This window comes from Nocardiopsis baichengensis YIM 90130 (assembly GCF_000341205.1).
In the GTDB taxonomy this organism is placed as follows: domain Bacteria; phylum Actinomycetota; class Actinomycetes; order Streptosporangiales; family Streptosporangiaceae; genus Nocardiopsis_A; species Nocardiopsis_A halophila.
Genome location: NZ_ANAS01000034.1, coordinates 26044 through 50364, shown reverse-complemented (window position 1 = coordinate 50364; position 24321 = coordinate 26044). Strand labels below are relative to the sequence as shown.

The window sequence follows — 24321 nt, the reverse complement described above, 5'->3', positions numbered from 1 at the left end:
CTCCGACACGCCTCAGGCGGCCTCTCCGCCGCCCTTCTGCCGGCGCTTGCGCTCCTCGGCGGCCTTCTTGCGCTCCTCGGCCTCGGCCTTGGTGTCGGTGTTGTAGGCCTCCAGCGCCGAGGTGATGTCGGCGTCCATGGCCAGCGCGCCGTCCCTGATGTAGAGCCCGCGGTCGCAGAAGCGCTTGAGGTCGTTCTCGTTGTGCGAGACCAGGACCATGGTGCGGTTGTTGCTCAGCATCCGCTCGATGGCCTCGTAGCACTTCTTCTTGAAGGCCTTGTCGCCCACGGCCAGCACCTCGTCCACCAGCATGACCGGGTGCTCCAGTTGGGAGATGAGCGCGAAGCCCAGGCGGACCTTCATGCCGCTGGAGTAGTGCCGCACGGGCATGTCGATGTAGCCCTCGCGGATGTTGGCGAACTCCACGATCTCGTCGAAGCGCGCGTCGATGGTCTCGGTGTCCATGCCGTGCAGGGACCCGACCAGGTAGACGTTCTCCCGCCCGGTGAGCTGGTCGTTGAAGCCGGCCCGCAGCTCCAGCAGCGGCGCCACCCGGCCCCGGACCCGCACGTGCCCCTCGTCCGGGATGAGCACCCCGGCGATCATCTTGAGCAGCGTGGACTTGCCGGTGCCGTTCTTGCCGACGATCCCGACGCACTCGCCCTCGGAGACCTGGAAGGAGACGCCGCGCAGCGGCCAGAAGTCGGCCCCCGTGGGGTTGGGGTCGCGCTTGGTCCCGTGGATGAACATCTCGCGCAGGCTGCGCTTGCGCCGGCGGTTCACCGCGAAACTGATGCCGAGGTCTTCGGCCTCGATGATCGGCTCCGCCATCACAACTCCTTAAGGACGGCCGTCTCCAGGCGCCGGAACACCCAGTATCCGACAATCAGGAAGGCGAACGCACCGACGAGGGCCGTGGTCAGCGCGAACCCTCCGGCGTCGCTGGGGGCGGCGAAGCCGGGCGCGTCGGCCGGGTACCAGACGGCGTGGTGCATCTTGAAGATCCCCAGCAGCGGGTTGAGCTGGAAGAGGGATTTGAACCACCCGGGGAAGGAGGAGTCGGCGGCCAGCACCATGCCCGAGGGGATGATGATGGCCGAGGCGTAGAACAGGATCCGGTTCAGGATCCGCACCACCCGCTCCACGTCCCGCACCAGCACGTTGACCGAGGACAGCAGGAAGGTCACGCCCAGGGTGAAGGCGTACTGGACCACCAGCGCGGCCGGCAGCCAGACCAGCACGCCCATGAGCGTGGTGCGCCCGCCCAGGAAGAACACGAACAGCAGCAGCACCGGCCAGGTGAGCAGGTAGTCCACGAAGCCGCGGGTGACCACCGCGATGGGGAAGATCTCCCGGGGCACCTTCATCGTGGTGATCAGCTTGGACTGCGAGATCAGCGCCTTGGGCGCCTCGTTCAGCGCGGTGCTGAACCACAGCCACGGCAGCAGGCCCGAGATCAGGAACAGCAGGTAGCCGCCGGGGGCGTCGTCGCCGCCGGGCACCCCCCGGTCCGTGTTGAAGATCAGCCCGAACACGAAGAAGTAGACCCCGGCCATGGCCAGGGGTTCGAGCATCGACCAGGCGTATCCGAGGACCGATCTCTGGTACTTGACCTTCAGGTCGCGCCGGACCAGGAGGCCAACGACCTGACGGTTCTGCCAGACGGCCAGCGCCCTTGACGCCACCGCCACCTCCTTGGGGGTGTGCAGTCGTGAGACCTTGCGGCCGGTCGCGGCGGGGGTGCGCTCCGGCCGGGGGACGTTCGATGGAGAGCCGCGCGGGCAGACCCGGCGTCACCGCGCGCTCCGCGCTGCGGGCGCGCCTGGCGGCCGACGCCGTCCCCGGGGCGTCACAAGGGTACCGGTCGGCTGCGGGCGCCCGGTCCGCTCGGGTTCTTGCCATAGGTTCGGGTGGCAGGAGACGGGCGAACGGAAAGCCGAGGTGCGCGATGCCGCATGTGAGTGCCGCGGTCCTGGCCGGGGGCACCGGGACGAGGATGGGCGGGGCCCTGCCCAAGCAGCTGCTGCCCCTGGCCGGGCGCCCGGTGCTGGCGCACGCCGTCGCCGCCTTCCAGGAGGCCCCGGAGGTGGACGAGGTCGTGGTGGTCATGGCGCCGGACCACATGGCCGAGGCCGAGCGCATCGCCGCGGGCTTCCCCAAGGTGCGCGCGGTGCTGCCGGGCGGCGCCACCCGCACCGACAGCTCGGTGGCGGCGCTGCGCGCGGTGGAGGGCCGCGACGGGTCGGACCTGCTGCTGCTGCACGACGCCGCCCGACCGCTGGTGGCCCGCTCCACCATCGCCGCGGCGGTCGCGGCCCTGGAGCACGCCGGGGCGGTCGGGGTGGCGGTGCCCTCCTCCGACACGGTGGTGCGGGTGGAGCCCGGCGAGGGCGGCGCCGAGGCGGTGGCCGAGGTGCCGCCGCGCGCGCGGCTGCGCCGGATGCAGACCCCGCAGGGGTTCCGCCTGGAGGTGCTGCGCCGCGCCTTCGCGGCCGCCCTGGCCGACCCGGACCTGGTGGCCACCGACGACTGCGGGGTGGTGCTGCGCTACCTGCCCGGCGAGCCGGTGCACATCGTCGCGGGCACCGAGTCCAACATCAAGGTGACCCACCCGGGGGACGTCGAGGTCGCCGAGGCGCTGCTGCGCCTGGGCGCGCAGGAGGCCGCCCGATGAGCCTCTTCCGCCCCACCGAGGTCATCGGGCACCGCGGCGCGGGCCGCGGCGAGCGGGACGGGCTGCGGGAGAACACCGTGGCCTCCTACCTGGAGGCGGTGCGCGCCGGGGCCGCCTGGGTGGAGATCGACGTGCGCCGCACCGCCGACGACGCGCTGGTGCTCCACCACGACGCCGCGCTGCCCGGCGGGCGGCCGGTGGTGGACGCCACCGCCGCCGAGTGCGCCCGGCACGGGCTGGCCCGCCTGGAGGAGGCGCTGGAGGCGCTGCCCGAGGGCACGGGGCTGGACGTGGACGTCAAGTCGGTGATGGAGGACGCCTGCCACGCCCCCTCCCGCAGCACCGCCGCGCTGCTGGTGCCGGTGCTGCGCCGGGAGGCCGGGCGGCGCCGGGTGTTCGTGTGCTCCTTCGACCCGGGGGTGCTGCTGCGGGTGGCCGAGGAGGCGCCCGGGGTGCCCACCGCCTGGATGCCGTACGTGCGCAACCCGCTGGACCAGGCGGTGGCCGGGGCCGCCGGGATGGGGTGCGCGGCGGTGGCGGTCGACGCCCGGTCCTTCGGGCTGACCGGGGAGCCGCCCCGGTCCGGGCGGCGCAGCGTGGACTACACCGTCGGCGTGGCCCACCGGGCCGGCCTGGAGGTCCTCTCCTGGTGCCCGGACCCGGTGGACGCCGCCCGCTTCGCCGAGGCCGGGGTGGACGCGGTGGTCGCCGACGACGTGCCGGGCGTGGTGGCCGCGCTCAAGCGCGGGTAGCGCGCTGCGCCCGGGCGGTGCGCGAGTCGGCGCCCAGACTCGGCGGGCTGGTCAGAAAGCCCAGGCCCCAGGACATGTGCATGGTGGCCAGGGCCACCGGCACCGCGAGCCGCCCGGCGGCCGGCAGCCCCCGGCCCAGCCGCACGGAGGCGGCCGCCACCGCGGCGGCGTAGGCGCCGGGGACCAGCCAGGCCGGCCAGAAGAGGAACCCGCCGGCCAGGCCCAGGGCGATCGCGGCCACCGCCGCCGGGGGCGCCAGGTAGCGCAGGTTGATGGTGCCCTTGTGCTGGCGGGCCACCACCCGCCGCCAGCGCCCGTAGTGGAAGTACTGCTTGGCCAGCCGGGCGGCGTTGGGCCGGGGGCGGTAGGAGACCCGCATCCGGGGCTGGAACCACACCGTGCCGCCGGTCGTCCGGATGCGGTGGTTCATCTCCCAGTCCTGGGCCCGCAGGAAGGCCTCGTCGTAGCCCTCCACCCGCTCCAGCGCCGAGCGGCGGAAGACGCCCAGGTAGACGGTGTCGACGGGGCCGCCCTCGCCGCCGGTGTGGAAGCGCGCGTTGCCCACCCCGACCTTGGAGGTCATGGCCGCGGCGACGGCGCGCTCCCAGGGGGTCTCCCCCTCGGCGGCCATGATCCCGCCCACGTTGTCGGCGCCGGTCTCCTCCAGCGTCTCCACCGCCACCTTGAGGTAGTCCGAGGGCATCATCGCGTGCCCGTCGATGCGGGCGACGATCCCGTGGGAGGAGGCGCCGATGGCGGCGTTGAGCCCGGAGGGCGTGCGGCCGGTGGGGTTGTCCACCACGACCACGCGCGGGTCGTCGGCGGCCAGCGCGTCGGCGACCTGGCGGGTGCGGTCCCGGGAGGGCCCGACGCCGAGCACCACCTCCAGCTCGCCCGGATAGTCCTGGGCGAGCACGTGGCGGACCGCCGCCTCCAGGTGGCGCTCCTCGTTCAGCACGGGCATGACTACGGATACGGCCGGCCAGCTCACAGGACTTCCCACGGGTCACTCGGTCGGGGTTCGACCGTAACGGTACTGCAACCCGCGGCACGCTCCCGCCATGTGGGACGGGCGCCCCCGGTGGGAAGCCCGACCGACACCGGACGACAACACGCCGGGGCCGACATGGCCGACCCATCGGTGGATTCGATGACAACCTGGAATCCGGCGGCCGGAGGGCCGCCGGCACGGGGGCTGGAGGAACCCAGTGGGCGAGCGCAGGTCAGACGAGGGGCGTACAGGGCGCGGCGCCGGCGGGCGCGGCGGGGAGTTCCGCAGGGTGCGGTCCGCCCCCACGCCCCCGGCCGGGCCCTCCCCCGCCCGCGCGCCGCGCGGGCCGGTACTGCCGGACCGGTCGGTGCGCCGCCGGCGGCTGGGACTGCTGCTGGCCGGGGCGATGTCGGTGGCGGTGCTGCTGGCCTCCGGCACCGCCTGGGCGCTCACCGGCTGGATGTCGGGCCAGATCAACCGGTTCGACGTCTTCTCCGACCTGGGCGAGCGGCCCGAGGCCGGGCCCACCGGCGCGCTGAACTTCCTGGTGATCGGGTCGGACTCGCGGGAGGGCATGGACCGCGCGGCCAAGAGCGACCTGGGCGTGGGCAGCGCCGAGGGGCGCCGCTCGGACACCATGATGCTGGTGCACGTCAACGACGAGCGGGACGCCGTCAGCGTGGTCGGCATCCCCCGCGACTCCTGGGTGGACGTGCCCGGGGTCGGCAAGGACAAGATCAACGCCGCCTACGCCCACGGCGGCCCGCAGCTGACCGTGCGGACCGTGGAGGCCGCCACCCACGTGCGCATCGACCACTACGTGGAGATCGACTTCACCGGGTTCACCGAGGTGGTGGACGCGCTGGACGGCATCGAGGTGTGCCTGGCCGAGCCGATCACCGACGACAAGGCCAAGCTGGACATGGCCGCCGGGACCCACGAGGTGGACGGGCGCGAGGCGCTGGCCTTCGCCCGCACCCGCAAGACCGCCGGCGGCGACCTGGACCGCATCGACCGCCAGCAGCAGGTGATGGCGGCGCTGCTGGACCGTGCGCTGAGCACGGACACGCTGGGCGACCCGGCGCGGTTCTCGGCGTTCCTGGAGACCGCGCTGGGCTCGGTGACCGTGGACCGGGAGCTGGACACCTCCGCCATCAACGAGCTGGGCTCGCAGCTGCGCTCGGTGGGGCTGGACGACGTCACCTTCGCCCAGGTCCCGGTGGAGGACACGGCCTACTGGACCCCGCGCGGGGACGTGGCGGTGACCTGGGACCGCGAGGCGGCCCAGGAGATGTTCGCCCGGGTGGCCGCGGACCGCCCGCTGGACGGGGCGGAGGCCGGGGGCGGGCCCACCGGCTCCGCCGAGCCCGAGGACGACCCGGTGCCCGGCGAGGTGCGGGTGCAGGTGTTCAACGGCATCGGCACCCCCGGCCTGGGCGCGAAGGCGGCGCGGGAGCTGCGCGCGACCGGGTTCGCGGTGCCCGGGGACGCGCAGAACTGGAGCTCGCGGGACGAGGAGACCACGACGGTGCGGCACGCGCCCGGCGACGAGGCCGCCGCCGAGCTGGTCGCCTCCGCCGTGCCCGGCGCCGAGCCGCGCACCGACGACACGCTCAGCGGCGAGGTGCAGCTGGTGCTCGGGTTCGACTACCGGGGGGTGGAGCCGGTGGCGGCCCCGGAGCCCTCGCCGGAGCGGCAGGAGCAGGGGGCGGACGGCACCGGGCCCTCGACCGCTACCGCCCGGGAGAACGTCTGCGACGGGTGAGCCCGAAACAGGGCTTGGGGTTGAAGCAGTAGGTGCAGTAGTCCCACTTCTCCGGGTTGGGGCGCCGACAGCTCTCGCACACCCACCGCGTCATCGCCGACCACACCGCACACGCCCCCCGCAAGACGGCCGACCGATCAGCCCGATCGTGGGGCCGATCCTAATCTAGGATCGGCCTATGGCGCTGCTATCCGAGGGAGACCGCCCGAGGCAGGTCGGCGAGGCCCTGAAGCTGCTGCACGCCCAGGGCGTCATCGACGGCATCGAGATCGGCCCGGCGGGGCCGCGCCCCTACGCGGTCAAACTCGTCTCGGGCATCGTGCACATGAGCGAGGACGAGGCCGCCATGTTCGCCCTCGGGGCGGCGGTGGGCGCCTTCGGCGGGGCCGCCAAGCGCGCGCCCTGAGCCCGGCGCGAGCCGATACCGTGGACACCGACCCGGCCCCGATCGCCCGGAGGTCGCCGTGCTGCGCCACTTGTTCACCTTCATGGCCGGGCTGGCCCTGGCCCCCGCGATCTGGTTCGGCGCCGCCTGGGCGGCCGACGCCGCGCCGGGGGCCGCCGACGGGGCGCCGCTGGGCGTGCTGATGGCGGCGGGCGCCGCGGCCGGGTTCCTGGCCGGGGCCCGGATCCCGCCGGTCGGGGCGCTGGCCTGCGGCCTGCCGCTGCTGGGCTACGGCCTGTGGCCGGTGGTCGCCCCGCAGACCGTGCCCGGGTGGATCCCCGACGGCCCCGCCCACCCGGACGGCCCGGCCCTGCCCTTCGCCCTGCTGCTGGGCACCCTGCTGGTGATCGCGGCGCTCCCGCCGTCCCGCTGGCGGCGGCGCCCCGCACCGGCGCCCGGACCCGTCCCGCCGCCGGCGGTGGAGCCCGGCGGCCCCGTCGGCGCCGGGGACCAGGGCGCCGACAAGACGACGATTCCGTTCTCCCGCAAGGGGTAGCCTGGGGCGCATACCGCCGCAGGACACACGCGGCCCCTCCCCCGCCCCGCTTTCCGCGCCCCTTGGCGCTTCTTGGCGCGCCCCGAGGTTGCCCCCGCCCCGGTACCGGAAATGCTCCTGTACGACGCCATCCAGCGACCGGGTCGACGGGGCCCCGGGACCGACCGCCCGCGCCGGTACTACGATGCTTTGCCGGTCGTAAGGAAGGACGGACCATTGGTCTCAGCAGCGCGCACCAGGATCTCGGTCATCGGCACCGGCTACCTCGGCGCCACCCATGCCGCGTGCATGGCCGAACTGGGCTTCGAGGTCCTCGGCCTGGACGTCGACCGGGAGAAGGTGGAGACCCTGGCCTCGGGACGGGTCCCCTTCTACGAGCCGGGCCTGGAAGAGGTCCTGGCCCGCAACCTGGACAACGGGCGGCTGCGCTTCACCACCGACTACGACGAGGCCGCCGCCTTCGCCGACCTGCACTTCATCTGCGTGGGCACGCCCCAGCGGGACGACTCGGGCGCCGCCGACCTGTCCTACGTCAAGGCCGCGGTGGAGGCGCTGGCCCCCCGGCTGCGGCGGCCCTCCGTGGTGATCGGCAAGTCCACCGTGCCGGTGGGCACCGCCGCGGTGCTGGCGGCCCGGATCCGCCGGCTGGCCCCCGCCGGGGACGCCGTCGAGCTGGGCTGGAGCCCGGAGTTCCTGCGCGAGGGGTTCGGGGTGGAGGACACCCTGCGCCCCAACCGCATCGTGATCGGCACCGACTCCCCGCGGGTGGAGGCGGCGATGCGCGAGGTCTCGGCCCCGCAGATCGAGGCGGGCATCCCCTTCCTGGTGACCGACCTGCAGACCGCCGAGCTGGTGAAGATCTCGGCCAACGCCTTCCTGGCCACCAAGATCTCCTTCATCAACGCGATGGCCGAGGTCTCCGAGGCGGCCGGGGCCGACGTGATGCAGCTGGCCAAGGCGCTGTCCTTCGACGACCGCATCGGCGGCAAGTTCCTGGGGCCCGGCCTGGGCTTCGGCGGCGGCTGCCTGCCCAAGGACATCCGCGCGTTCATGGCCCGCGCCGACGAGCTGGGCGTGGAGCCGGCGCTGTCCTTCCTGCGCGAGGTGGACGCCATCAACCAGCGGCGCCGCGCGCGGACGGTGGACATCGCCCGCGGCCTCATCGGCGGCGGGTTCGCCGGGCGGACCGTGGGCGTGCTGGGGGCGGCCTTCAAACCCAACTCCGACGACATCCGCGACTCCCCCGCGCTCGACGTGGCCTCCACGATCGCCTCGCTGGGCGCGCGCGTGACCGTCTACGACCCCGAGGCGCTGGAACGCGCCGAGCGCGAGCACCCGGAGCTCAACTACGCCCGCTCCATGCTGGAGGCGGTGCGCGACTCCGAGGTGGTGCTGCTGCTCACCGAGTGGGCGGAGTTCCGCGACGCCGACCCGGACGAGCTGGGCAAGGTGGTGGCCGAGCGCAAGATCGTCGACGGGCGCAACGTGCTCGACCCCGAGCACTGGCGCGCCCGCGGGTGGACCTACCGCGCACTGGGCCGCCCCTGAGCCGATACCCCTTGGCTACCCGCTGGTAACCGAGAGGAGACCCCGCCCCTGAAGGCTGGGCGGACATGAGAAAGCGAAACTCTTTCATGTTCGCCCTCGCCCTCGGCACCGCGCTCGGTGCCTCGACGCCGGCCGCCGCCCCTCCGGCGGCCGCCGCCGAGACCCCGGCCGCTCCGAGGATCGCCACCTACAACGTCTTCTTCATGTCCCAGAGCCTGTACCCCAACTGGGGGCAGGAGCAGCGCGCCGACCTGATCACCGAGGACGGCCTGGTCGCCGGCCAGGACGTGGTCGTGCTCCAGGAGGCCTTCGACAACTCCGCCTCCGAGCGGCTCATCGACGGCCTGTCCGAGGAGTACCCCTACGCCACCCCCGTGGTCGGCCGCTCCTCCTCCGGCTGGGACGCCACCACCGGCTACCGCTGGGAGACCTCCGAGGACGGCGGGGTCGCCGTGCTCAGCCGCTGGCCCATCGTCCGCCAGGAGCAGCACATCTTCGCCGACGCCTGCGGCGGGGACTGGTTCTCCAACAAGGGCTTCGCCTACGTGGAGCTGGACACCCCCGACGGGCCGGTGCACGTGGTCGGCACCCACCTGCAGTCCGAGGACGACGGCTGCTCCGAGGACCTGGACCGGCACGTGCGCTGGTCCCAGCTGGACCGGATCGACCGGGTGCTGCAGGACAAGGACGTCCCCGACGACGAGCCGGTCTACGTGGCCGGGGACCTCAACGTCATCGGCGGCTCCCCGGAGTACGCCGACATGATCGGCCAGCTCGGCGCCGTCGAGCCGGAGTACACCGGTGCCGAGTTCTCCTTCGACACCGCCACCAACTCCGTCGCCGCCGACCGCTACGGCGACTGGCCGGGCGAGCAGCTCGACCACGTGCTGCCCATCGCCAACGGCGCCGCGCCGCAGGCCTACACCAACCGCACCGAGGAGGTGCACAGCGCCCCCTGGACCGTCACCTCCGGCGGCCGGGAGTACACCTACACCGACCACAGCGACCACTACCCGGTCTTCGGCGGGTAGGCACCCGCCGTCGGCGAGCGGGGCCGCGCCCCGCTCGCCGAGCGGGCCGCGGCTGTTCGGCCCGGGCGCACCCGGGTAGGACCGACGCATGCGCGCACCGAGCACCCCCGACCGCTCCCCCGACCGCTCCTCCGCCCGCCGGGCGCTCGCCGCCGAGCACGGGTGGGACTACACCCCGAACGACACGCCCGCCCTGCGGGGCTGGCCGCGCACCGCGCTCCCGCCGGGGCCGCTGGGCCGGGTGGTGGACGAGGTCTCGGGGGTGCACCGGGGCCGCGCCTTCCGCCTCTTCGACTACCTGCACGGCACCGGGCCGCGCGCCCTGGTGGTGCACGCCCTGGACCTGCCGATGCGGCTGCCCTACGCCTACGTGCAGGACCGCGGGGGCGGGGCGCACGACCTGTACGCCGAGGCCCGCGACCGCGACTACCCCGCGGCGCTGCTGGACGGGGCGGTGCGCGCCGACATCCGCAGCGCCGGCATCGCCGACCTGGTGGTGGACGGCGCCGCGCTCATCTGCACCGGCGGCGGGCCCGCCCCGGGCGCCCTGGTGGAGCGCCTGGACGCGCTGTGCGACCTGGCCGGCCACATCCCCGACGAGGTCTGGACCCGCTGGGGCCGGCCGCAGCGGACCGGTTAGAGCCCCGCGGTCAGCCCTGCCCGCCGCCGAAGCCCACCTGCGGGGCGCCGGACGCGGCCTCCTTGCGCAGCCGCTCGCCCTTGGCCTTGGCCAGGCGCTTGAGCTCCTCCTGGAACTCCTCCATCCGGCTGCGCAGGGCCTCGTCGCCGGAGGCCAGCATCCGCACCGCCAGCAGCCCGGCGTTGCGGGCCGCCCCCACGGCGACGGTGGCCACCGGCACCCCGGCCGGCATCTGCACGATGGACAGCAGCGAGTCCATCCCGTCCAGGTGCTTGAGCGGCACCGGCACGCCGACCACCGGCAGCGGCGTCACCGACGCCAGCATCCCCGGCAGGTGGGCCGCGCCGCCCGCCCCGGCGATGATCGCCTTCAGGCCGCGCTCCGCCGCCCGCGAGCCGTACTCGATCATCTCGTGCGGCATCCGGTGCGCCGAGACCACGTCGGCCTCGTAGGACACGCCGAACTCCTCCAGGGCGGCGGCGGCCTCGCGCATCACCGGCCAGTCGGAGTCGCTGCCCATCACGATGCCGACGGCCGGGGCCGTCTCCTGCTGCGCGGACTCGTGCTCGGTCACTGGGGGTCTCCCTTGAGGTAGGCGGCCGCGTCGCGGGCGCGGGCGAGCAGTTCGGCGGGATCGTCGCCGCAGACGGTGACGTGCCCGATCTTGCGGCCCGGGCGCACCTGCTTGCCGTAGAAGTGCACCTTCAGGCCGGGGTCCTTGGCCATGACGTGGACGTAGCGCCCGTAGACGTCGGGGTCCTCGCCGCCGAGCAGGTTGGCCATCACGGTGACCGGCGCCGCGGTGCGCGGCGAGCCCAGCGGCAGGTCCAGCACCGCCCGCAGGTGCTGCTCGAACTGGGAGGTGCGGGCGCCCTCGATGGTCCAGTGGCCGGAGTTGTGCGGGCGCATCGCCAGCTCGTTGACGACCACGCCGCCGGCGGTCTCGAACAGCTCCACCGCCAGCATGCCCACCACGCCCAGCGCGTGCGCCAGCTCGATGGCCAGCTCCTGGGCGTGCACCGCCAGGTCGGGGTCGAGGCCGGGCGCCGGGGCCACCACCTCGTGGCAGATGCCGCCGCGCTGCACCGTCTCCACCACCGGGTAGGCGGCCACCTGGCCGTAGGGCGAGCGGGCCACCTGGACCGCCAGCTCACGGGAGAAGTCCACCTTCTCCTCCACCAGCAGCGGCACCTCCTCGGCGGCCGCGCGCTCCACCACGGTGCGGGCCTCGCCGGCGCCGCCGACCACCCACACGCCCTTGCCGTCGTAGCCGCCCCGGGCCGCCTTGAGCACCACCGGCCAGCCGGCCTCGGCGGCGAACGCCTCCACCTGCGCGGTATCGGTGACCGGGCGCCAGCGGGGGCACGGCGCCCCCAGCTCGCCGGCGCGCACCCGCATGCGCAGCTTGTCCTGGGCGAACCGCAGCGCGTCCCGGCCCGGGCGCAGCGCCACGCCCTCCTCCTCCAGGCGGCGCAGCACCGGCTCGGGCACGTGCTCGTGGTCGAAGGTGAGCACGTCGCAGGACTTGCCGAAGGCCAGCAGGTCCTCCAGTCCGCGGTCGTCGCCCAGGCGCACGTCCCCGCACACCAGCGCGGCGCTGTCGCTCGGAGACCCGGCCAGCACGGCGAAGTCCGCCCCCAGGGCGATGCCCGCCTGGTGGGTCATGCGCGCCAGCTGTCCGCCCCCCACCATTCCGACACGGGGCACCGTGCGGTTAAGCTCACTCACTGTTCCCTCATCGCCTCACTGATCGGCCGGCATGCCGAACGCAGTCTAATGACCGCCCGCGGCCAGGATCGGAGCGACCATGCGATTCGTGACCGGGCTCTACCGCCGGTTCGCCCACCTGGTCCACGAGATGGCCAAGTTCGGGACGGTGGGCGCCGTCGCCTACGCGGTGCAGCTGGCCACCACCAACCTGCTGTGGTCGGCCCTGGACGCCCCCGCGCTGGCCGGCCAGGCGGCGGGCACCGTGTGCGCCACGCTGGTCGCCTTCCTCGGCAACCGCTACTGGACCTTCGGCCACCGCGCCCGCACCGGCCTCGGCCGCGAATACGTCCTGTTCTTCATCATGAACGGGATCGGACTGCTGATCCAACTCGGCTGCCTGTGGGCGGCGGTGCACGGCCTGGGGCTGGACGGCCCCCTCGCGCGCAATATCGCCGGAAACGTGATCGGCGTGGGACTGGGGTCGCTCTTCCGCTTCTGGTCCTATCGCACCTGGGTCTTCCCCGAACGGCGGGACGCGCCGGAGGAGCCCGGTGCGCAGGAGCGCCAGGGGGCCTGAGGCGCACGTTTTCGGCCAATCCCCGTTCAAAGAACGGCAAAGGCAGGTACCGGACGCCCTTCACACCCGATATCGTCCGGGCCGCGCGTCGGTGATTTCATCCGCCCCTGCTCCATACGGCGCGCATAATAGTGAATTGCCCTGGCGGCACTTACGATCTGCACCATGACCTGCGTTCTGCTGGCCGAAGACGACACCTCCATCTACGAGCCGCTCGCCCGCGCACTGCGCCGCGAGGGCTATACGGTGGACGTGACCGTCAACGGTACCGACACCCTCGACCGCGCCCGCGCGGGGGACATCGACCTGATGGTCCTGGACCTGGGCCTGCCGGAGATGGACGGGCTGGAGGTCGCCCGACGGCTGCGCGCCGAGGGGCACACCACGCCCATCCTCATCCTGACGGCGCGGGCCGACGAGGTCGACACCGTGGTGGGGCTGGACGCCGGCGCCGACGACTACGTCACCAAGCCGTTCCGGCTGGCCGAACTGCTGGCCCGGGTCCGGGCGCTGCTGCGCCGCGGCGGGGCCGAGGTCCCGGTGGTGCACGGGGTGCGGATCGACAACGATTCGCGGCGCGCCTGGCTCGGCGAGGAGGAGCTGCAGCTGACCACCAAGGAGTTCGACCTGCTGCGGGTCCTGGTGCGCGACGCCGGCAAGGTCGTCACGCGCGAGCAGATCATGCGCGAGGTGTGGGACACCAACTGGTGGGGGTCGACCAAGACCCTGGACATGCACATCTCCTGGCTGCGCCGCAAGCTCGGGGACGACGCCAACCAGCCCTCCTACATCACCACCGTGCGCGGCGTCGGGTTCCGGTTCGAGCGGGACTGACCGCGCGGCCGACGACCCGCCTGCGCCGCGGACGCCCGCCGGAGCGGGGGCCCGACCAGAAGGGACGACATGCGCAGGCGGATGCTGTTCTCCACGCTCGTGGTGACCGTGATCGCGGTCATGCTCCTCGGCCTGCCCCTGGGCGCCCTGGTCTACCGGTCGGCCTATGAGGAGGCCGGGCGCGCGCTCCACCAGGACGCCGAGGTCATCGCGGCCGACGCCGACGCCCAGCTGCAGAACGAGGGCGGCATCGACGTCCCGCACTTCGCCCAGGTCTACCCGGACCTGGCGATCCGGCTGACGCCCCCCGGCCCGGGCGGGGCGGTGGCGGCCGGCGGGTGGGGGTACTCCCCCGGCGGCGGCGACACCCGCGCCGTGATGGAGGCCGAGGCCGTCTCCCCCGGCGGGGTCCGGGTGGAGGTCTGGCGCAGCACCCGCCCCATCCAGGAGAACGTGTTCAACGCCTGGCTCGGCATCGCCTCCCTGTCGCTGCTGGCCATCGGGGTGGCGGTGGGCCTGGCGGTGCTGCAGGCCCGGCGGCTGACCCTGCCGCTGGTGGACCTGGCCGCCACCGCCGAGCGGCTGGGGTCGGGGGTGGCCACCCCCTGGGGCCACCGCTACGGCATCCCCGAGGCCGACCGGGTCGCCGAGGTACTGGACCGCAGCGCCGAGCGGATCGCCGGGCTGATCGCCACCGAGCGGCACTTCGCCACCGACGCCTCCCACCAGCTGCGCACCCCGCTGACCTCGCTGACCATGCGGCTGGAGGAGATCATCGCCGAGGCCGAGGACCCCCAGGTGGTGCGCGAGGAGGGCGAGGCCGCGCTGCAGCAGGCCGAGCGGCTCACCCAGACCGTGGAGAGCCTGCTGGGGCGGGCCCGCAAGAGCCAGAACCCCGAGGTGGAGCCGGTCGGCGTGGACCGGCTGCTGGAGCGCTTCGTGGCCGAGTGGTCGCCGATGTTCCGCCGGAACGGGCGCGACCTGCGGCTGACCGGGGCCAAGGGGATGACCGCGATGACGGTGCCCATGGACCTGGTGCAGATCATGGCCGTGCTGGTGGAGAACGCCGCGGTGCACGGGCAGGGCACGGTCACGGTGCACGTGGTCGACGGCGGGCACTCGGTGCGCATCGAGGTCGCCGACGAGGGCGACGGCGTCCCCGACCACCTGGTGGGCCGGATCTTCGACCGCGAGGTGAGCGGCGCCGGCGGCACCGGCCTGGGCCTGGCGCTGGCCCGGCACATCGCCGAGTCCGAGGGCGCCCGCCTGGAGCTGGTCAAGGCCAACCCGCCCACCTTCTCGGTCTTCCTGCCGGTCGGCGGCGAGGGCCTGGACAAGGCCACCGGCCCGGTCTAGGGGTGTTTCCTGGATCAGGCCCTAGTAGTACTTCGTTAGGTTCCTGGTTTCTCTTTTTCCCGGCCCGGTTCCGCCGTCCACGCGGCGTGCCCCACAGCGCTGCCGTCCGCCAAGCCCCTCGCGGTCCGCCGGCAGCGGCAACGACCACGCGGCCGGCACCCCGCTCACCGGCCCCGGCCGGCCCGCAGGCCGCCGGGCGCTCCGCGGTGATCTCGGGAAAAACGACCCTAAAAACGGGCGGGAAGGGTCGTTTTTCCCGAGATCAACGAGAGAACCGGGCGGACGGCGGAACCGGGCAGGGAAAAGAGAAACCAGGAACTCAACGAAGTACTACTAGGGATCAGTACCCCCGGTCGATCCACTCCTGCAGGTGCGGCGCCTCCGCGCCGACCGTGGTGGAGGGGCCGTGGCCGGTGTGCACCGCCGTCTGCGGCGGCAGCGCCAGCAGGCGGTCCCGGATCGAGGCGATGATCGTCGGGAAGTCGGAGAAGGACCGCCCGGTGGCCCCCGGGCCGCCGCGGAAGAGGGTGTCCCCGGTGAAGACCGTGCCCTGCCCCTCGGCGTAGAGGCACACCCCGCCCGGGGTGTGCCCGGGGGTGTGCAGCACCCGGAGCTCCACCCCGCCGGCCTGCAGCAGCTCCCCCTCCAGCAGCGGCGCGTCGGGCTCGCGGTCCGGGTGGACCCGGTGCCACAGCTCGGCGTCGTCGGGGTGCAGCAGGATCGGCGCGTCGCACAGGTCGGCGAGCGCCGCCGCCGCGTTGACGTGGTCGTTGTGCCCGTGCGTGCACACCACCGCCATCAGCTCCCGGTCACCCAGGGCGCGGGCGATGGCCTCGTGGTCGTGGGCGGCGTCCACCACCACCGCGGTGCGGTCGTCGCCGACGATCCAGACGTTGTTCTCCACCTCCCACTCGCCGCCGTCCAGGGCGAACACCCCGGAGGTGACCAGGTTCTGCACGGGCCCGGCGGACGTCTCGGCCATTCAGCGGACCACCACCGATCGCAGCACGCTCCCCTTGCGCATCCGGTCGAAGGCCTCCTCCACGTCGTCCAGGGCGATCCGCTCGGACACGAACGCGTCCAGGTCGAGCCGCCCCTGCAGGTACAGGTCGATCAGCATCGGGAAGTCCCGGGAGGGCAGGCAGTCCCCGTACCAGGACGAGGCGAGGACGCCGCCGCGCGCGAACACGTCCAGCAGCGGCAGCTCCGCGGTCATCTCCGGGGTGGGCACCCCCACCAGGACCGCGGTGCCGGCCAGGTCGCGGGCGTAGAACGCCTGCCGGAAGGTCTCGGGCCGCCCCACCGCGTCGATCACCACGTCGGCGCCGAACCCGCCGGTGCGCTCGCGGATCGCGGCCACCGGGGCCTGCTCGCGGGCGTCGACCGTGTCGGTGGCCCCCAGCCGGGCCGCCCACGGGAGCTTGCGGGCGTCCACGTCGAGGGCGATGATGCGCGCGGCGCCGGCCAGCCGGGCCCCGGCCACCGCCGCCGCGCCCACGCCGCCGCAGCCGATCACCGCCACGGTGTCCCCGCGCCCCACCCGCCCGGTGTTGATCGCCGCGCCCAGCCCGGCCATCACCCCGCACCCCAGCAGCCCGGCCGCGGCCGGGTCGGCGGCGGGGTCGACCCGGGTGCACTGCCCGGCCGCCACCAGGGTGGCCTCGGCGAACGCGCCGATGCCCAGCGCCGGGGAGAGCGCCGTGCCGTCCTCCAGCCGCATGGGCTGCGCGGCGTTGGCGGTGTCGAAGCAGTACCAGGGCCGCCCGCGGGCGCAGGCGCGGCACCGCCCGCACACCGCCCGCCAGTTCAGCACCACGAAGTCGCCGGGCTCCAGGCCCGCCACGCCTTCGCCGACGGACTCGACCACGCCGGCGGCCTCATGGCCGAGCAGATAGGGGAACGCATCGCCGATGCCGCCCTCGCGGTAGTGCAGGTCGGTATGGCAGACCCCGCAGGCCTGCACCTCCACCCGCGCCTCGCCGGGGCCGGGATCGGGGACGACGACGGTCTCCAGGCTGACGGGGGCGTTCTTCTCGCGGGCGACGACCGCGCGCACGGTGCGGCCGGCGGGACGGGGATCGTGGGACACCAGCGCTCCTTGGGGTCGGGCCCGGGGTCTTCCCCCTCCTCATGCCCCGCGGCGCCCCTCCGCAAGCCCCCTCAGGCGCCGGTGGCCGGGGTGGCCGGCGCGGGGGTGAACACCCGGCGCAGCGCGTAGGGCTGGAGCCGGCCCAGCCCGTGGGCGTGGCGCGCGCGCACCGCCGCCACCCGCAGCGCGGACTCGCCCTCCAGCTGCTCGGCCATGGCGTCGTCGACGAGCACCGTCCCGGGCCGGGCGAAGGAGGTGAGCCGGCTGGCGCGGTTGACCGTGGTGCCGAAGACGTCGCCCAGCAGCGCCAGGATCGGGCCGTAGGCCACGCCCACCCGCACGTCGGGCACCTCGATGTCGGTGGCCACCCCGTCGGACAGGCGCAGCGCGATCTCGGCGGCCTGGCGGGGGGTGTTGGCCACGAAGAACACCTCGTCGCCGAGGGTCTTGACGACCCGGCCGCCGCCGGAGGAGACGATGTCGGTGGCGGTGGACTCGAACCCCTCCACCACCTCGGCCAGCTCCACCTCGTCCAGCTCGCGGCTGAGGTTGGTGAAGGAGACCAGGTCGGCGAAGCCCACGGCGAGCGGGAAGTAGGTGGGGGCGGCGTCCTCGCTGCTCTCCATGAACGCCAGGCGGCGCGCCGATGAGGCGGCCAGCTGCCGCCGCCAGATGTGCACCAGCAGCCGCTCCACGTCGGGGAGCAGGTCGCGGGTCAGGCCCACCAGCGGGCCCAGGTCGCCGCCGTCGTCCCCGGAGCGCTCGTAGGCCAGGGCGGACAGGATGCTGGTCTGCCACTCGGCCAGGCGGGCCATGGTCTGGCCCATCGAGCGGGCCAGGCGGATCGCGGCGTCCTCGTCGACCTTGCCCGCGGCCAGCAGGTCGGCGGCGGTGCGCAGCGCCTCGACGTCGCTGTCGGTGAACGCCGCGACGTCCTCGCCGCGGCTGGGGAAGCCCAGGGCCCGCCAGACCCGGCCGGCGAACTCGGGAGGGGCGCCGGACAGCCGCACGGCCTCGGCGCGGGTATGGCGCGCCTGTCCTCCCAACAAGGCGGCTTCGATCTGCTCGGGGTCCGGACGCGCGGGCATACGTTCTCTCGTCTTCGCTGCGGTGGTGGCGGGCCTCGGATAACGCTCCGGGCCCCACGCGATCACGTGTGTATCACTGTCGGTTTAGCGGGCGGGACCTCTCCGCGTCAAGAACGCCCCGGCCTCCGGGCTTGTGGCACGGCCTCCATGGTGCCACGCCCGCTCCGCCCCCAGCAGGGCGCCTCACCCGCCGCGGACGTGGACCACGTCCCCGGCGCCGACCGCCTCGGGCGGACCGCCGTCCGGGCGCACCACCAGGCGGCCGTCGGCGTCCACCTCCTCGGCGCGGCCCTCGAGCAGCCGCCCGTCCGGCAGGTGCACCCGCACCCGGGCGCCCAGGGTGGCGCAGTACCCCCGGTACTCGCCGGCCAGGCCGCTGCGCTCGGCGTCGCCGCCGGCCTCCTCCCACCCCCGGTACACCTCGGCGAAGGCGCGCAGCACGGCGCGCAGCAGCGGGTCCCGGTCGCCCTGCGGGTCGCCCTCGAGCACCAGCGAGGTGGCCGTGTCCACCGGCAGCTCCCCGCGGCGCTGGGACACGTTCAGCCCCATGCCCACCACCACCGCCGGGTCCCCCCGGGAGAAGTCGGCCTCGGCCAGGATGCCGGCCAGCTTGCCGCCCGAGGGGGCGAGGACGTCGTTGGGCCACTTGAGCACCGGCGGCACCTGGGCCACGAAGCCGCACGCGCGCACCGCGGCCGCGCCCATCGCCAGCGGCAGCCACCCCAGCCGGTCGGCCGCCGCGCGCGGGCGCACCAGCACCGAGAAGGTCAGGGCCGCCCGGGCCGGGGTGGTGAACCCCCGTCCCAGGCGGCCCCGCCCGGCGGTCTGGTGCTCGGTGACCAGCACCCGCCCGGCCTCGGCGCCCTCGCGCGCGCGGCCCAGCAGCTCGGTGTTGGTGGACCCCAGCGCCTGCACCACCTCCACCCCGGTCCACAGCGAACCGGGCCTGACCAGGGCGCGGTTCAACGCGCCCTCGTTCAGCGGCGGGCGGTCCAGGTCGGAGTAGCGGGACGGTGTGGCGCTCATGGGTCCCTGTATACCGGTCAGCCGGTGTTCTGCAGGCCCGCCGCCACGCCGTTGACCGACAGCAGCAGCAGCCGCTCCAGGTGGCGCTGGTCCTCCTCGTCGAGCTTGCCGGCCTCCGGTCCGCGCAGCGCGTTGAGCGCCCGCAGCTGCAGGTGCGACAGCGCGTCCACGTACGGGTTGCGCAGGTCCACCGCCCGCGAGAGCACCCGGCGGTTCTCCAGCAGCCGGGTGTGCCCGGTGGTGCGCAGCACCAGCTCCCGGGTGCGGTCGTACTCCTCCAGCACCTTGGCGGTCAGCTCGGGCCGCCCGCCCAGCCGCAGGTACCGCTCGGCGATCGCCCGGTCGGTCTTGGCCAGGCTCATCTCGGCGTTGTCCAGCAGCGAGGCCAGCAGCGGCCACTCGGCGTAGGCCGCGCGCAGCGCCTCGGGGTCCGAGGCCGCCGCCAGCCCGGTGCCCAGGCCGTACCAGCCGGGCAGGTTGACCCGGGTCTGGGTCCAGGCGAACACCCACGGGATGGCCCGCAGGTCGCCCAGCCCGCGCGCCGCCGACCGGCGCGAGGGGCGCGAGCCCAGCCGCAGCTCGCCCAGCTCCTCCAGCGGGCTCACCCGGGAGAACCACTCGGCGAAGCCCTCGGTGTCGATGAGCTCCCGGTAGGCCGCCTGGGCCGCCTCGGCGATCTCGTCGGCCATCCCGCGGAAGCGGTCGGCCGCCTCGCGGGCCCGGTCCTGCACCGTGGCGGTGGAGGCGAGCAGCACCGCGTGCCCCACCTGCTCGGCGTGGCGGTGGGCGATCGCCTTCTGCCCGTACCGGGCGAAGATCACCTCGCCCTGCTCGGTCACCTTGAACCGGCCGTCCACCGAGCCGGGGGCCTGCGCCAGCAGCGCCCGGCTGGCCGGGCCGCCGCCGCGGCCCAGCGACCCGCCGCGGCCGTGGAACAGGGTGAGCACCACCCCGTTGCGCTCGGCCCACGCGGCCAGTCGGCCCTGCACGTCGTACAGCCGCAGCGTGGCGCTGACCGGCCCGACGTCCTTGGCCGAGTCGCTGTAGCCGAGCATGACCTCCAGCCGGTTCCCGGTCTCGGAGAGGCGGCGCCGCACGTCCGGCAGCTCCAGCATCCCGTCCAGCACGTGCGGGGAGGCGTCCAGGTCGGCGCCGGTCTCGAAGAGCGGGATCACGTCCAGCACCGGCGCCCTGCCGGCCGGCAGGGCGTGTGCGGCCAGCTCGTACACCGCGGCCACGTCCGCGGCCGAGCGGGTGAAGCTGACGATGTAGCGGCGGCAGGCGTCCACCCCGAACCGCTCCTGGATCCAGGCGACCACCCGCAGGGTGGCCAGCACCTCCTGGGTGGCCTCGGAGAGCTCGCCGCCGGCCCGCACCTCCTCCAGCGCCCGGGCGTGCACCTCGCTGTGCTGGCGGATCTCCAGCTCGGCCAGGTGGAAGCCGAACGTCTCGGCCTGCCACACCAGGTGCTGCAGCTCCCCGTAGGCCTGGCGGCGGGCGCCGGCCGCGTCCAGCGACCGCTGCACCGTGCGCAGGTCCTCCAGCAGCTCCTCGGGCCGCCCGTAGGCCAGGTCGGCGTCGCGCTCGCGGGTGGCGCGCAGCCGCGCCGCCGCGACCAGCAGCATCTGCCGGTGCGGCTCGTTCGGGGAGCGCTTGGCGATGTCGGCCGTCAGCCGCGGATGCGCGGCCTGCGCCGTGGCCAGGGTGTCCCGCAGGTCCTCACCGGCCGGGGTCAGGTTGGAGTAGGCGGTCAGGGTGCGCGCCACCCGGCCGCAGGCCTCCTCCAGGCTGCGCAGCACGTGCTCGGACTGGATGGTGATCGCCTCGCGGGTCACCTCGTGGGTGACGAACGGGTTGCCGTCCCGGTCCCCGCCGATCCAGCTGCCGTAGCGCATGAAGGCCGGCGCCCGCGGCGGCCGGGTGCCGGTCCCGGCCGGGTCCAGCGCGGTGTCCAGCGACCGGTAGATCTGGGGGACCACCTCGAAGATGGTCTCGTCGAAGGCGGCCATCGCGGTGCGCACCTCGTCCAGCGGGTCCAGCTTGGTGTAGCGCAGCTGGGAGGTGCGCCAGAGCAGGTCCACCTCCTCGGTGAGGCGGCGGCGGGCCTCCCGCTCGGCGGCGCTGTCGGGGTGGGCGGCGTGCAGCCGCTCCAGCTGGGCGCCGATGCGCAGGATGGCGGTGGACACCGCCCGGCGGCGCGCCTCGGTCGGGTGGGCGGTCAGCACCGGGTGGAACTCCATGCCGGCCACGAACTCCGCCAGCCGGTCCTCGCCGCAGTCCTCGCGGACCTCCTCCACCGCCGCGGCCAGCGACTCGCGCGGGGGGTGCACCGCGTCGTCGCGCTCGCGCAGGGCGCGCATCCGCTGGTGCTCCTCGGCGAGGTTGGCCAGGTGGAAGTAGACGGTGAACGCGCGCGCCACCTGCTTGGCCCGCTCCAGCGGCCAGGCGTCGACGAGCTCGGTGATCTCGGCCGCCTCCACGGTGCCCTCGCGGGCCCCGATCACCGCGGTGCGCAGCCGCTCCACGTCGGCGAGCAGGTCCTCGCCGCCGCCCTCGGCCAGCACCGTGCCCAGGGTGCCGCCGAGCAGCCGGATGTCGCTGCGCAACTGCTCGGGCATCTCCTGCCGGGCGCCTTCGCGCCCGGCGCCGGCGGGGTCGTTCGCCATCGCCAGATCTCCTCTCGCAGGGTCACCGCGCCGGCGCCGTTGCAGGTTCCGCGGTGGCGTGTCGGTGCGACAGCCTAGCGGGCGTGGTCTGGACCATTGGGCACCCGGGGTGCCTCGGTCCCCACCTGCGGCGCGGCCCGGCGCGGCCGGGAAGTGGTCTACCCGGCCGCGCCCCGGTGTCTACCCGCGCAGGGCCGGGATCACCTCCGCCCCGTATGTGACGGCCACCTCGTCCACGGCGTCGTGCATCGCGTACAGGGCGAACTGGTCCACGCCCAGCGCGCGCAGCTCCTTCATCCGGCGCCGGTGCTCCTCGGGCGGGCCCAGCACGCAGAACCGGTCCACGATCGCGTCCGGCACGAACGCGGTGTCGGGGTTGCCCGTGCGGCCGTGGTGGGCGTAGTCGTACCCGCGGCGCTCCCGGATGTAGTCGGTCAGCTCCTGCGGGACCGCCCCGGACGCCGGGCCGTACCGGGCGACCAGGTCGGCGACGTGGTTGCCGACCATGCCGCCGAACCACCGGCACTGCTCGCGCGCGTGGGCGAGCCCCTCGGGGGTGCCGTCGGTGACGTAGGCCGGTGCGGCGACGCAGATCGACAGGGCGTCCGGGTCGCGCCCGGCCTCCCGCGCCGACCGGCGCACCGCGTCGACCATCCACTCGGTCAGGGAGGGGTCGGCCAGCTGCAGGATGAACCCGTCGGCGACGCGCCCGGCCATCGCCAGCGCCTTGGGCCCGTAGGCCGCCGCCCACACCGGCAGCCGGCCGGACTCCACCCAGGGCAGGCGCACCGGGGCGCCGTCCACGTCGGCCTCGCGCCCCTCGGCCAGGTCCCGGATGGCGCCGATGGCCCCCTCCATCCGCGCCAGGGTGGCGGGCCTGCGGCCGGCGACGCGCATCGCCGAGTCGCCGCGCCCGATCCCGCACACCGTGCGCGGGCCGTACATCTCGTTCAGCGTGGCGAACGCCGACGCGGTGACCTCCCAGGCCCGGGTGGACGGGTTGGTCACCATCGGCCCGACCCTCAGCAGCTCGGTGGCGGCCAGGATCCGGCTGTAGAGGACGAACGGCTCCTGCCACAGCACGCAGGAGTCGAACGTCCAGCCGTGGGTGAAGCCGAGCTCCTCGGCGCGGCGCATCCGCTCCACCGTCCGCGCGCCGGGCGGGTCGGTCTGCAGTACCAGTCCGAAGTCCACGGCGGCCCCCTTCCTCAGATCAGTTCCCCGCACAGCCCCCGCCGGACGAACCTGCCGTGCCCCGCCGCGCCGGTGTAGGCGCCCCGGTCCACCACCACCCGCCCGCGGGAGAGCACCGTGCGGGCCCGGCCCGTCACGCGCATCCCCTCATAGGCCGAGTAGTCGACGTTCATGTGGTGGGTGGCGGCGGAGAGCACCTGCTCGGCCGAGGGGTCGTAGACGACGATGTCGGCGTCGGCGCCGGGGGCCACGGTGCCCTTGCGCGGGTACAGCCCGAACATCCGGGCCGGGGCCGCGCAGGCCAGCTCGATCCACCGCCGACGCGAGATGCGCCCGTCCAGCACCGCCTGGTGCAGCAGGTCCATCCGGTGCTCCACCCCGGGCATGCCGTTGGGGATCTTGGAGAAGTCCCCGCGCCCCAGGTCCTTCTGGCCCTTGAAGCAGAACGGGCAGTGGTCGGTGGAGACCACCGACAGGTCGCCGGTGCGCAGGCCCCGCCACAGCGCCTCCTGGTGCTCGCGGGGGCGCAGGGGCGTGGAGCACACGTACTTGGCGCCCTCGAAGTCCGGCCGGGCCAGCTCGTCCACGGACAGGTACAGGTACTGCGGGCACGTCTCGGCGAAGACGTTGAGCCCGTCGTCGCGCGCGCGGGCGATCTCGGCCACCGCCTGCTCGGCCGACACGTGCACGATGTACAGCGGCGCACCGGCCACCTGGGCCAGGCGCACCGCCCGGTGCACCGCCTCGGACTCCAGCAGCTCCCTGCGCACCTGCCCGTGCGCCTCGGGGCCGGTGCGCCCCGCGGCCAGCGCCTGCTCCACCAGCACGTCGATGGCCAAGCCGTTCTCGGCGTGCATCATCATCAGCCCGCCGTTGGCGGCGGCGCGCTGCATGGTGCGCAGGATGCGCCCGTCGTCGCTGTAGAACACCCCCGGGTAGGCCATGAACATCTTGAACGAGGTGATGCCCTCGTCCACCAGGGCGTCCATCTCCTTCAGCGCCTCGGGCACCGCGTCGCCCACGATGGCGTGGAACCCGTAGTCGATCGCGCAGGCGCCCTCGGCCTTGGCGTGCCAGGCGTCCACGCTCGCCCGCAGCGACTCCCCGGCCCGCTGGACCGCGAAGTCGACGATGGTGGTCGTGCCGCCCCAGGCCGCCGCCCGGGTGCCGGTCTCGAAGGTGTCACTGGCGTAGGTGCCGCCGAACGGCATCTCCATGTGGGTGTGGGCGTCCACGCCGCCGGGGAGCACGTAGTGCCCCTCGGCGTCGATCACCTCGGCCCCGCTCCGCGCCCAGGAGCGGGCGGCCTCGCTGTCCCGGGCCGCCACCGCGGCCACGCGCTCGCCCTCCACCAGCACGTCGGCCGGCGCCTCCTCGGCGGCGGTGACCAGCAGGCCGCCGCGGATCAGGGTGCGCTCCGGCGTCGTCGCCATGCCGCC

General features: G+C 74.4%; 23 protein-coding genes. 11 read left to right on the top strand and 12 right to left on the bottom strand.

Features of this window, described 5'->3' with window-relative positions; all coding sequences use genetic code 11:
* Window positions 1-12: 12 nt before the first annotated feature.
* On the bottom strand, window positions 13-831 hold the full coding sequence (locus C892_RS0123615) for an ABC transporter ATP-binding protein (RefSeq protein ID WP_017559212.1): 819 nt from the start codon (window positions 829-831) through the stop codon (window positions 13-15).
* The gene (locus tag C892_RS0123610) at window positions 831-1685 is read right to left on the bottom strand and encodes an ABC transporter permease (RefSeq protein WP_017559211.1); all 855 of its coding nucleotides are present in this window, start codon (window positions 1683-1685) and stop codon (window positions 831-833) included. The genes C892_RS0123615 and C892_RS0123610 overlap by 1 nt, the downstream gene beginning before the upstream one ends.
* A gap of 263 nt (window positions 1686-1948) precedes the next feature.
* On the opposite strand from C892_RS0123610, the gene ispD reads away from it, so the two are divergent.
* Both ispD and C892_RS0123600 read left to right on the top strand, forming a co-directional pair.
* Window positions 1949-2674, top strand: a complete 726-nt coding sequence (gene ispD / locus C892_RS0123605; protein ID WP_017559210.1) for a 2-C-methyl-D-erythritol 4-phosphate cytidylyltransferase — start codon at window positions 1949-1951, stop codon at window positions 2672-2674.
* A complete protein-coding gene (locus tag C892_RS0123600) occupies window positions 2671-3426 on the top strand; it encodes a glycerophosphodiester phosphodiesterase (protein ID WP_017559209.1) in 756 nt (251 codons plus the stop codon). The genes ispD and C892_RS0123600 overlap by 4 nt, the downstream gene beginning before the upstream one ends.
* Here the strand turns inward: C892_RS0123600 and C892_RS0123595 are convergent.
* On the bottom strand, window positions 3413-4417 hold the full coding sequence (locus C892_RS0123595) for a glycosyltransferase family 2 protein (RefSeq protein ID WP_026124586.1): 1005 nt from the start codon (window positions 4415-4417) through the stop codon (window positions 3413-3415). The two genes, C892_RS0123600 and C892_RS0123595, sit on opposite strands and share 14 nt — an antisense overlap.
* A gap of 217 nt (window positions 4418-4634) precedes the next feature.
* Here C892_RS0123595 and C892_RS0123590 point away from each other — a divergent pair, with 217 nt between their 5' ends.
* The 6 genes from C892_RS0123590 (at window position 4635) to C892_RS0123565 (ending at window position 10342) form a co-directional block, all read left to right on the top strand.
* Complete coding sequence (locus C892_RS0123590; protein ID WP_017559207.1) at window positions 4635-6182, top strand: LCP family protein; 1548 nt, start codon at window positions 4635-4637, stop codon at window positions 6180-6182.
* Between the two features lie 178 nt (window positions 6183-6360).
* A complete protein-coding gene (locus C892_RS0123585; RefSeq protein WP_017538572.1) occupies window positions 6361-6588 on the top strand; it encodes a hypothetical protein in 228 nt (75 codons plus the stop codon).
* A 58-nt stretch (window positions 6589-6646) separates the two neighbouring features.
* The gene (locus C892_RS0123580) at window positions 6647-7123 is read left to right on the top strand and encodes a hypothetical protein (RefSeq protein WP_017559206.1); all 477 of its coding nucleotides are present in this window, start codon (window positions 6647-6649) and stop codon (window positions 7121-7123) included.
* Between the two features lie 216 nt (window positions 7124-7339).
* A complete protein-coding gene (locus C892_RS0123575; RefSeq protein ID WP_017559205.1) occupies window positions 7340-8671 on the top strand; it encodes a UDP-glucose dehydrogenase family protein in 1332 nt (443 codons plus the stop codon).
* Between the two features lie 86 nt (window positions 8672-8757).
* Window positions 8758-9702: a sphingomyelin phosphodiesterase gene (sph, locus tag C892_RS0123570; protein ID WP_017538575.1), complete on the top strand. Its 945-nt coding sequence runs from the start codon at window positions 8758-8760 to the stop codon at window positions 9700-9702.
* Between the two features lie 88 nt (window positions 9703-9790).
* The gene (locus tag C892_RS0123565) at window positions 9791-10342 is read left to right on the top strand and encodes a type III secretion system chaperone family protein (RefSeq protein ID WP_017559204.1); all 552 of its coding nucleotides are present in this window, start codon (window positions 9791-9793) and stop codon (window positions 10340-10342) included.
* Window positions 10343-10352: 10 nt separating this feature from the next.
* Here C892_RS0123565 and purE read toward each other — a convergent pair whose 3' ends face one another.
* Window positions 10353-10916: a 5-(carboxyamino)imidazole ribonucleotide mutase gene (gene purE, locus C892_RS0123560; protein ID WP_017538578.1), complete on the bottom strand. Its 564-nt coding sequence runs from the start codon at window positions 10914-10916 to the stop codon at window positions 10353-10355.
* Entirely contained in the window at window positions 10913-12070 is a 1158-nt protein-coding gene (locus C892_RS0123555) for a 5-(carboxyamino)imidazole ribonucleotide synthase (protein WP_040685568.1), read from the bottom strand. Before C892_RS0123555 ends, purE begins: the two co-directional genes overlap by 4 nt.
* A 79-nt stretch (window positions 12071-12149) precedes the next feature.
* Here C892_RS0123555 and C892_RS0123550 point away from each other — a divergent pair, with 79 nt between their 5' ends.
* From C892_RS0123550 to C892_RS0123540, 3 genes are all read left to right on the top strand, one after another.
* The gene (locus tag C892_RS0123550; protein WP_017559202.1) at window positions 12150-12629 is read left to right on the top strand and encodes a GtrA family protein; all 480 of its coding nucleotides are present in this window, start codon (window positions 12150-12152) and stop codon (window positions 12627-12629) included.
* Between the two features lie 165 nt (window positions 12630-12794).
* On the top strand, window positions 12795-13463 hold the full coding sequence (locus C892_RS0123545; protein ID WP_017538581.1) for a response regulator transcription factor: 669 nt from the start codon (window positions 12795-12797) through the stop codon (window positions 13461-13463).
* A gap of 69 nt (window positions 13464-13532) precedes the next feature.
* The gene (locus C892_RS0123540; RefSeq protein WP_026124585.1) at window positions 13533-14819 is read left to right on the top strand and encodes a sensor histidine kinase; all 1287 of its coding nucleotides are present in this window, start codon (window positions 13533-13535) and stop codon (window positions 14817-14819) included.
* 340 nt (window positions 14820-15159) lie between these two features.
* Here C892_RS0123540 and C892_RS0123535 read toward each other — a convergent pair whose 3' ends face one another.
* The 7 genes from C892_RS0123535 to hydA all read right to left on the bottom strand — a co-directional run bounded on the left by C892_RS0123535 (window position 15160) and on the right by hydA (window position 24315).
* A complete protein-coding gene (locus tag C892_RS0123535; protein WP_017559200.1) occupies window positions 15160-15801 on the bottom strand; it encodes an MBL fold metallo-hydrolase in 642 nt (213 codons plus the stop codon).
* Complete coding sequence (locus C892_RS0123530) at window positions 15802-16908, bottom strand: S-(hydroxymethyl)mycothiol dehydrogenase (RefSeq protein ID WP_017559199.1); 1107 nt, start codon at window positions 16906-16908, stop codon at window positions 15802-15804.
* 71 nt (window positions 16909-16979) lie between these two features.
* Window positions 16980-17996, bottom strand: coding sequence for an adenylate/guanylate cyclase domain-containing protein (locus C892_RS0123525; RefSeq protein ID WP_017538585.1), 1017 nt, complete (start codon window positions 17994-17996; stop codon window positions 16980-16982).
* 183 nt (window positions 17997-18179) lie between these two features.
* Complete coding sequence (locus C892_RS0123520) at window positions 18180-19022, bottom strand: biotin--[acetyl-CoA-carboxylase] ligase (RefSeq protein WP_017559198.1); 843 nt, start codon at window positions 19020-19022, stop codon at window positions 18180-18182.
* 17 nt (window positions 19023-19039) lie between these two features.
* Window positions 19040-21640, bottom strand: a complete 2601-nt coding sequence (locus tag C892_RS0123515) for a phosphoenolpyruvate carboxylase (RefSeq protein WP_051060596.1) — start codon at window positions 21638-21640, stop codon at window positions 19040-19042.
* Window positions 21641-21868: 228 nt separating this feature from the next.
* On the bottom strand, window positions 21869-22882 hold the full coding sequence (locus C892_RS0123510) for a TIGR03842 family LLM class F420-dependent oxidoreductase (protein WP_017559196.1): 1014 nt from the start codon (window positions 22880-22882) through the stop codon (window positions 21869-21871).
* A gap of 14 nt (window positions 22883-22896) precedes the next feature.
* Window positions 22897-24315, bottom strand: coding sequence for a dihydropyrimidinase (gene hydA / locus C892_RS0123505; protein WP_017559195.1), 1419 nt, complete (start codon window positions 24313-24315; stop codon window positions 22897-22899).
* Window positions 24316-24321: the final 6 nt, after the last annotated feature.

Excerpts from the sequence above, each read along its gene's own strand:
- C892_RS0123615 (WP_017559212.1), bottom strand. The coding sequence starts at position 831 with ATGGCGGAGCCGATCATCGAGGCCGAAGACCTCGGCATCAGTTTCGCG.
- C892_RS0123545 (WP_017538581.1), top strand. The coding sequence starts at position 12,795 with ATGACCTGCGTTCTGCTGGCCGAAGACGACACCTCCATCTACGAGCCG.
- hydA (WP_017559195.1), bottom strand. The coding sequence starts at position 24,315 with ATGGCGACGACGCCGGAGCGCACCCTGATCCGCGGCGGCCTGCTGGTC.
- C892_RS0123585 (WP_017538572.1), top strand. The coding sequence starts at position 6,361 with ATGGCGCTGCTATCCGAGGGAGACCGCCCGAGGCAGGTCGGCGAGGCC.
- sph (WP_017538575.1), top strand. The coding sequence starts at position 8,758 with ATGTTCGCCCTCGCCCTCGGCACCGCGCTCGGTGCCTCGACGCCGGCC.
- C892_RS0123525 (WP_017538585.1), bottom strand. The coding sequence starts at position 17,996 with ATGCCCGCGCGTCCGGACCCCGAGCAGATCGAAGCCGCCTTGTTGGGA.
- C892_RS0123520 (WP_017559198.1), bottom strand. The coding sequence starts at position 19,022 with ATGAGCGCCACACCGTCCCGCTACTCCGACCTGGACCGCCCGCCGCTG.
- C892_RS0123565 (WP_017559204.1), top strand. The coding sequence starts at position 9,791 with ATGCGCGCACCGAGCACCCCCGACCGCTCCCCCGACCGCTCCTCCGCC.
- C892_RS0123540 (WP_026124585.1), top strand. The coding sequence starts at position 13,533 with ATGCGCAGGCGGATGCTGTTCTCCACGCTCGTGGTGACCGTGATCGCG.
- C892_RS0123535 (WP_017559200.1), bottom strand. The coding sequence starts at position 15,801 with ATGGCCGAGACGTCCGCCGGGCCCGTGCAGAACCTGGTCACCTCCGGG.
- ispD (WP_017559210.1), top strand. The coding sequence starts at position 1,949 with ATGCCGCATGTGAGTGCCGCGGTCCTGGCCGGGGGCACCGGGACGAGG.
- C892_RS0123550 (WP_017559202.1), top strand. The coding sequence starts at position 12,150 with ATGCGATTCGTGACCGGGCTCTACCGCCGGTTCGCCCACCTGGTCCAC.
- C892_RS0123515 (WP_051060596.1), bottom strand. The coding sequence starts at position 21,640 with ATGCCCGAGCAGTTGCGCAGCGACATCCGGCTGCTCGGCGGCACCCTG.
- C892_RS0123600 (WP_017559209.1), top strand. The coding sequence starts at position 2,671 with ATGAGCCTCTTCCGCCCCACCGAGGTCATCGGGCACCGCGGCGCGGGC.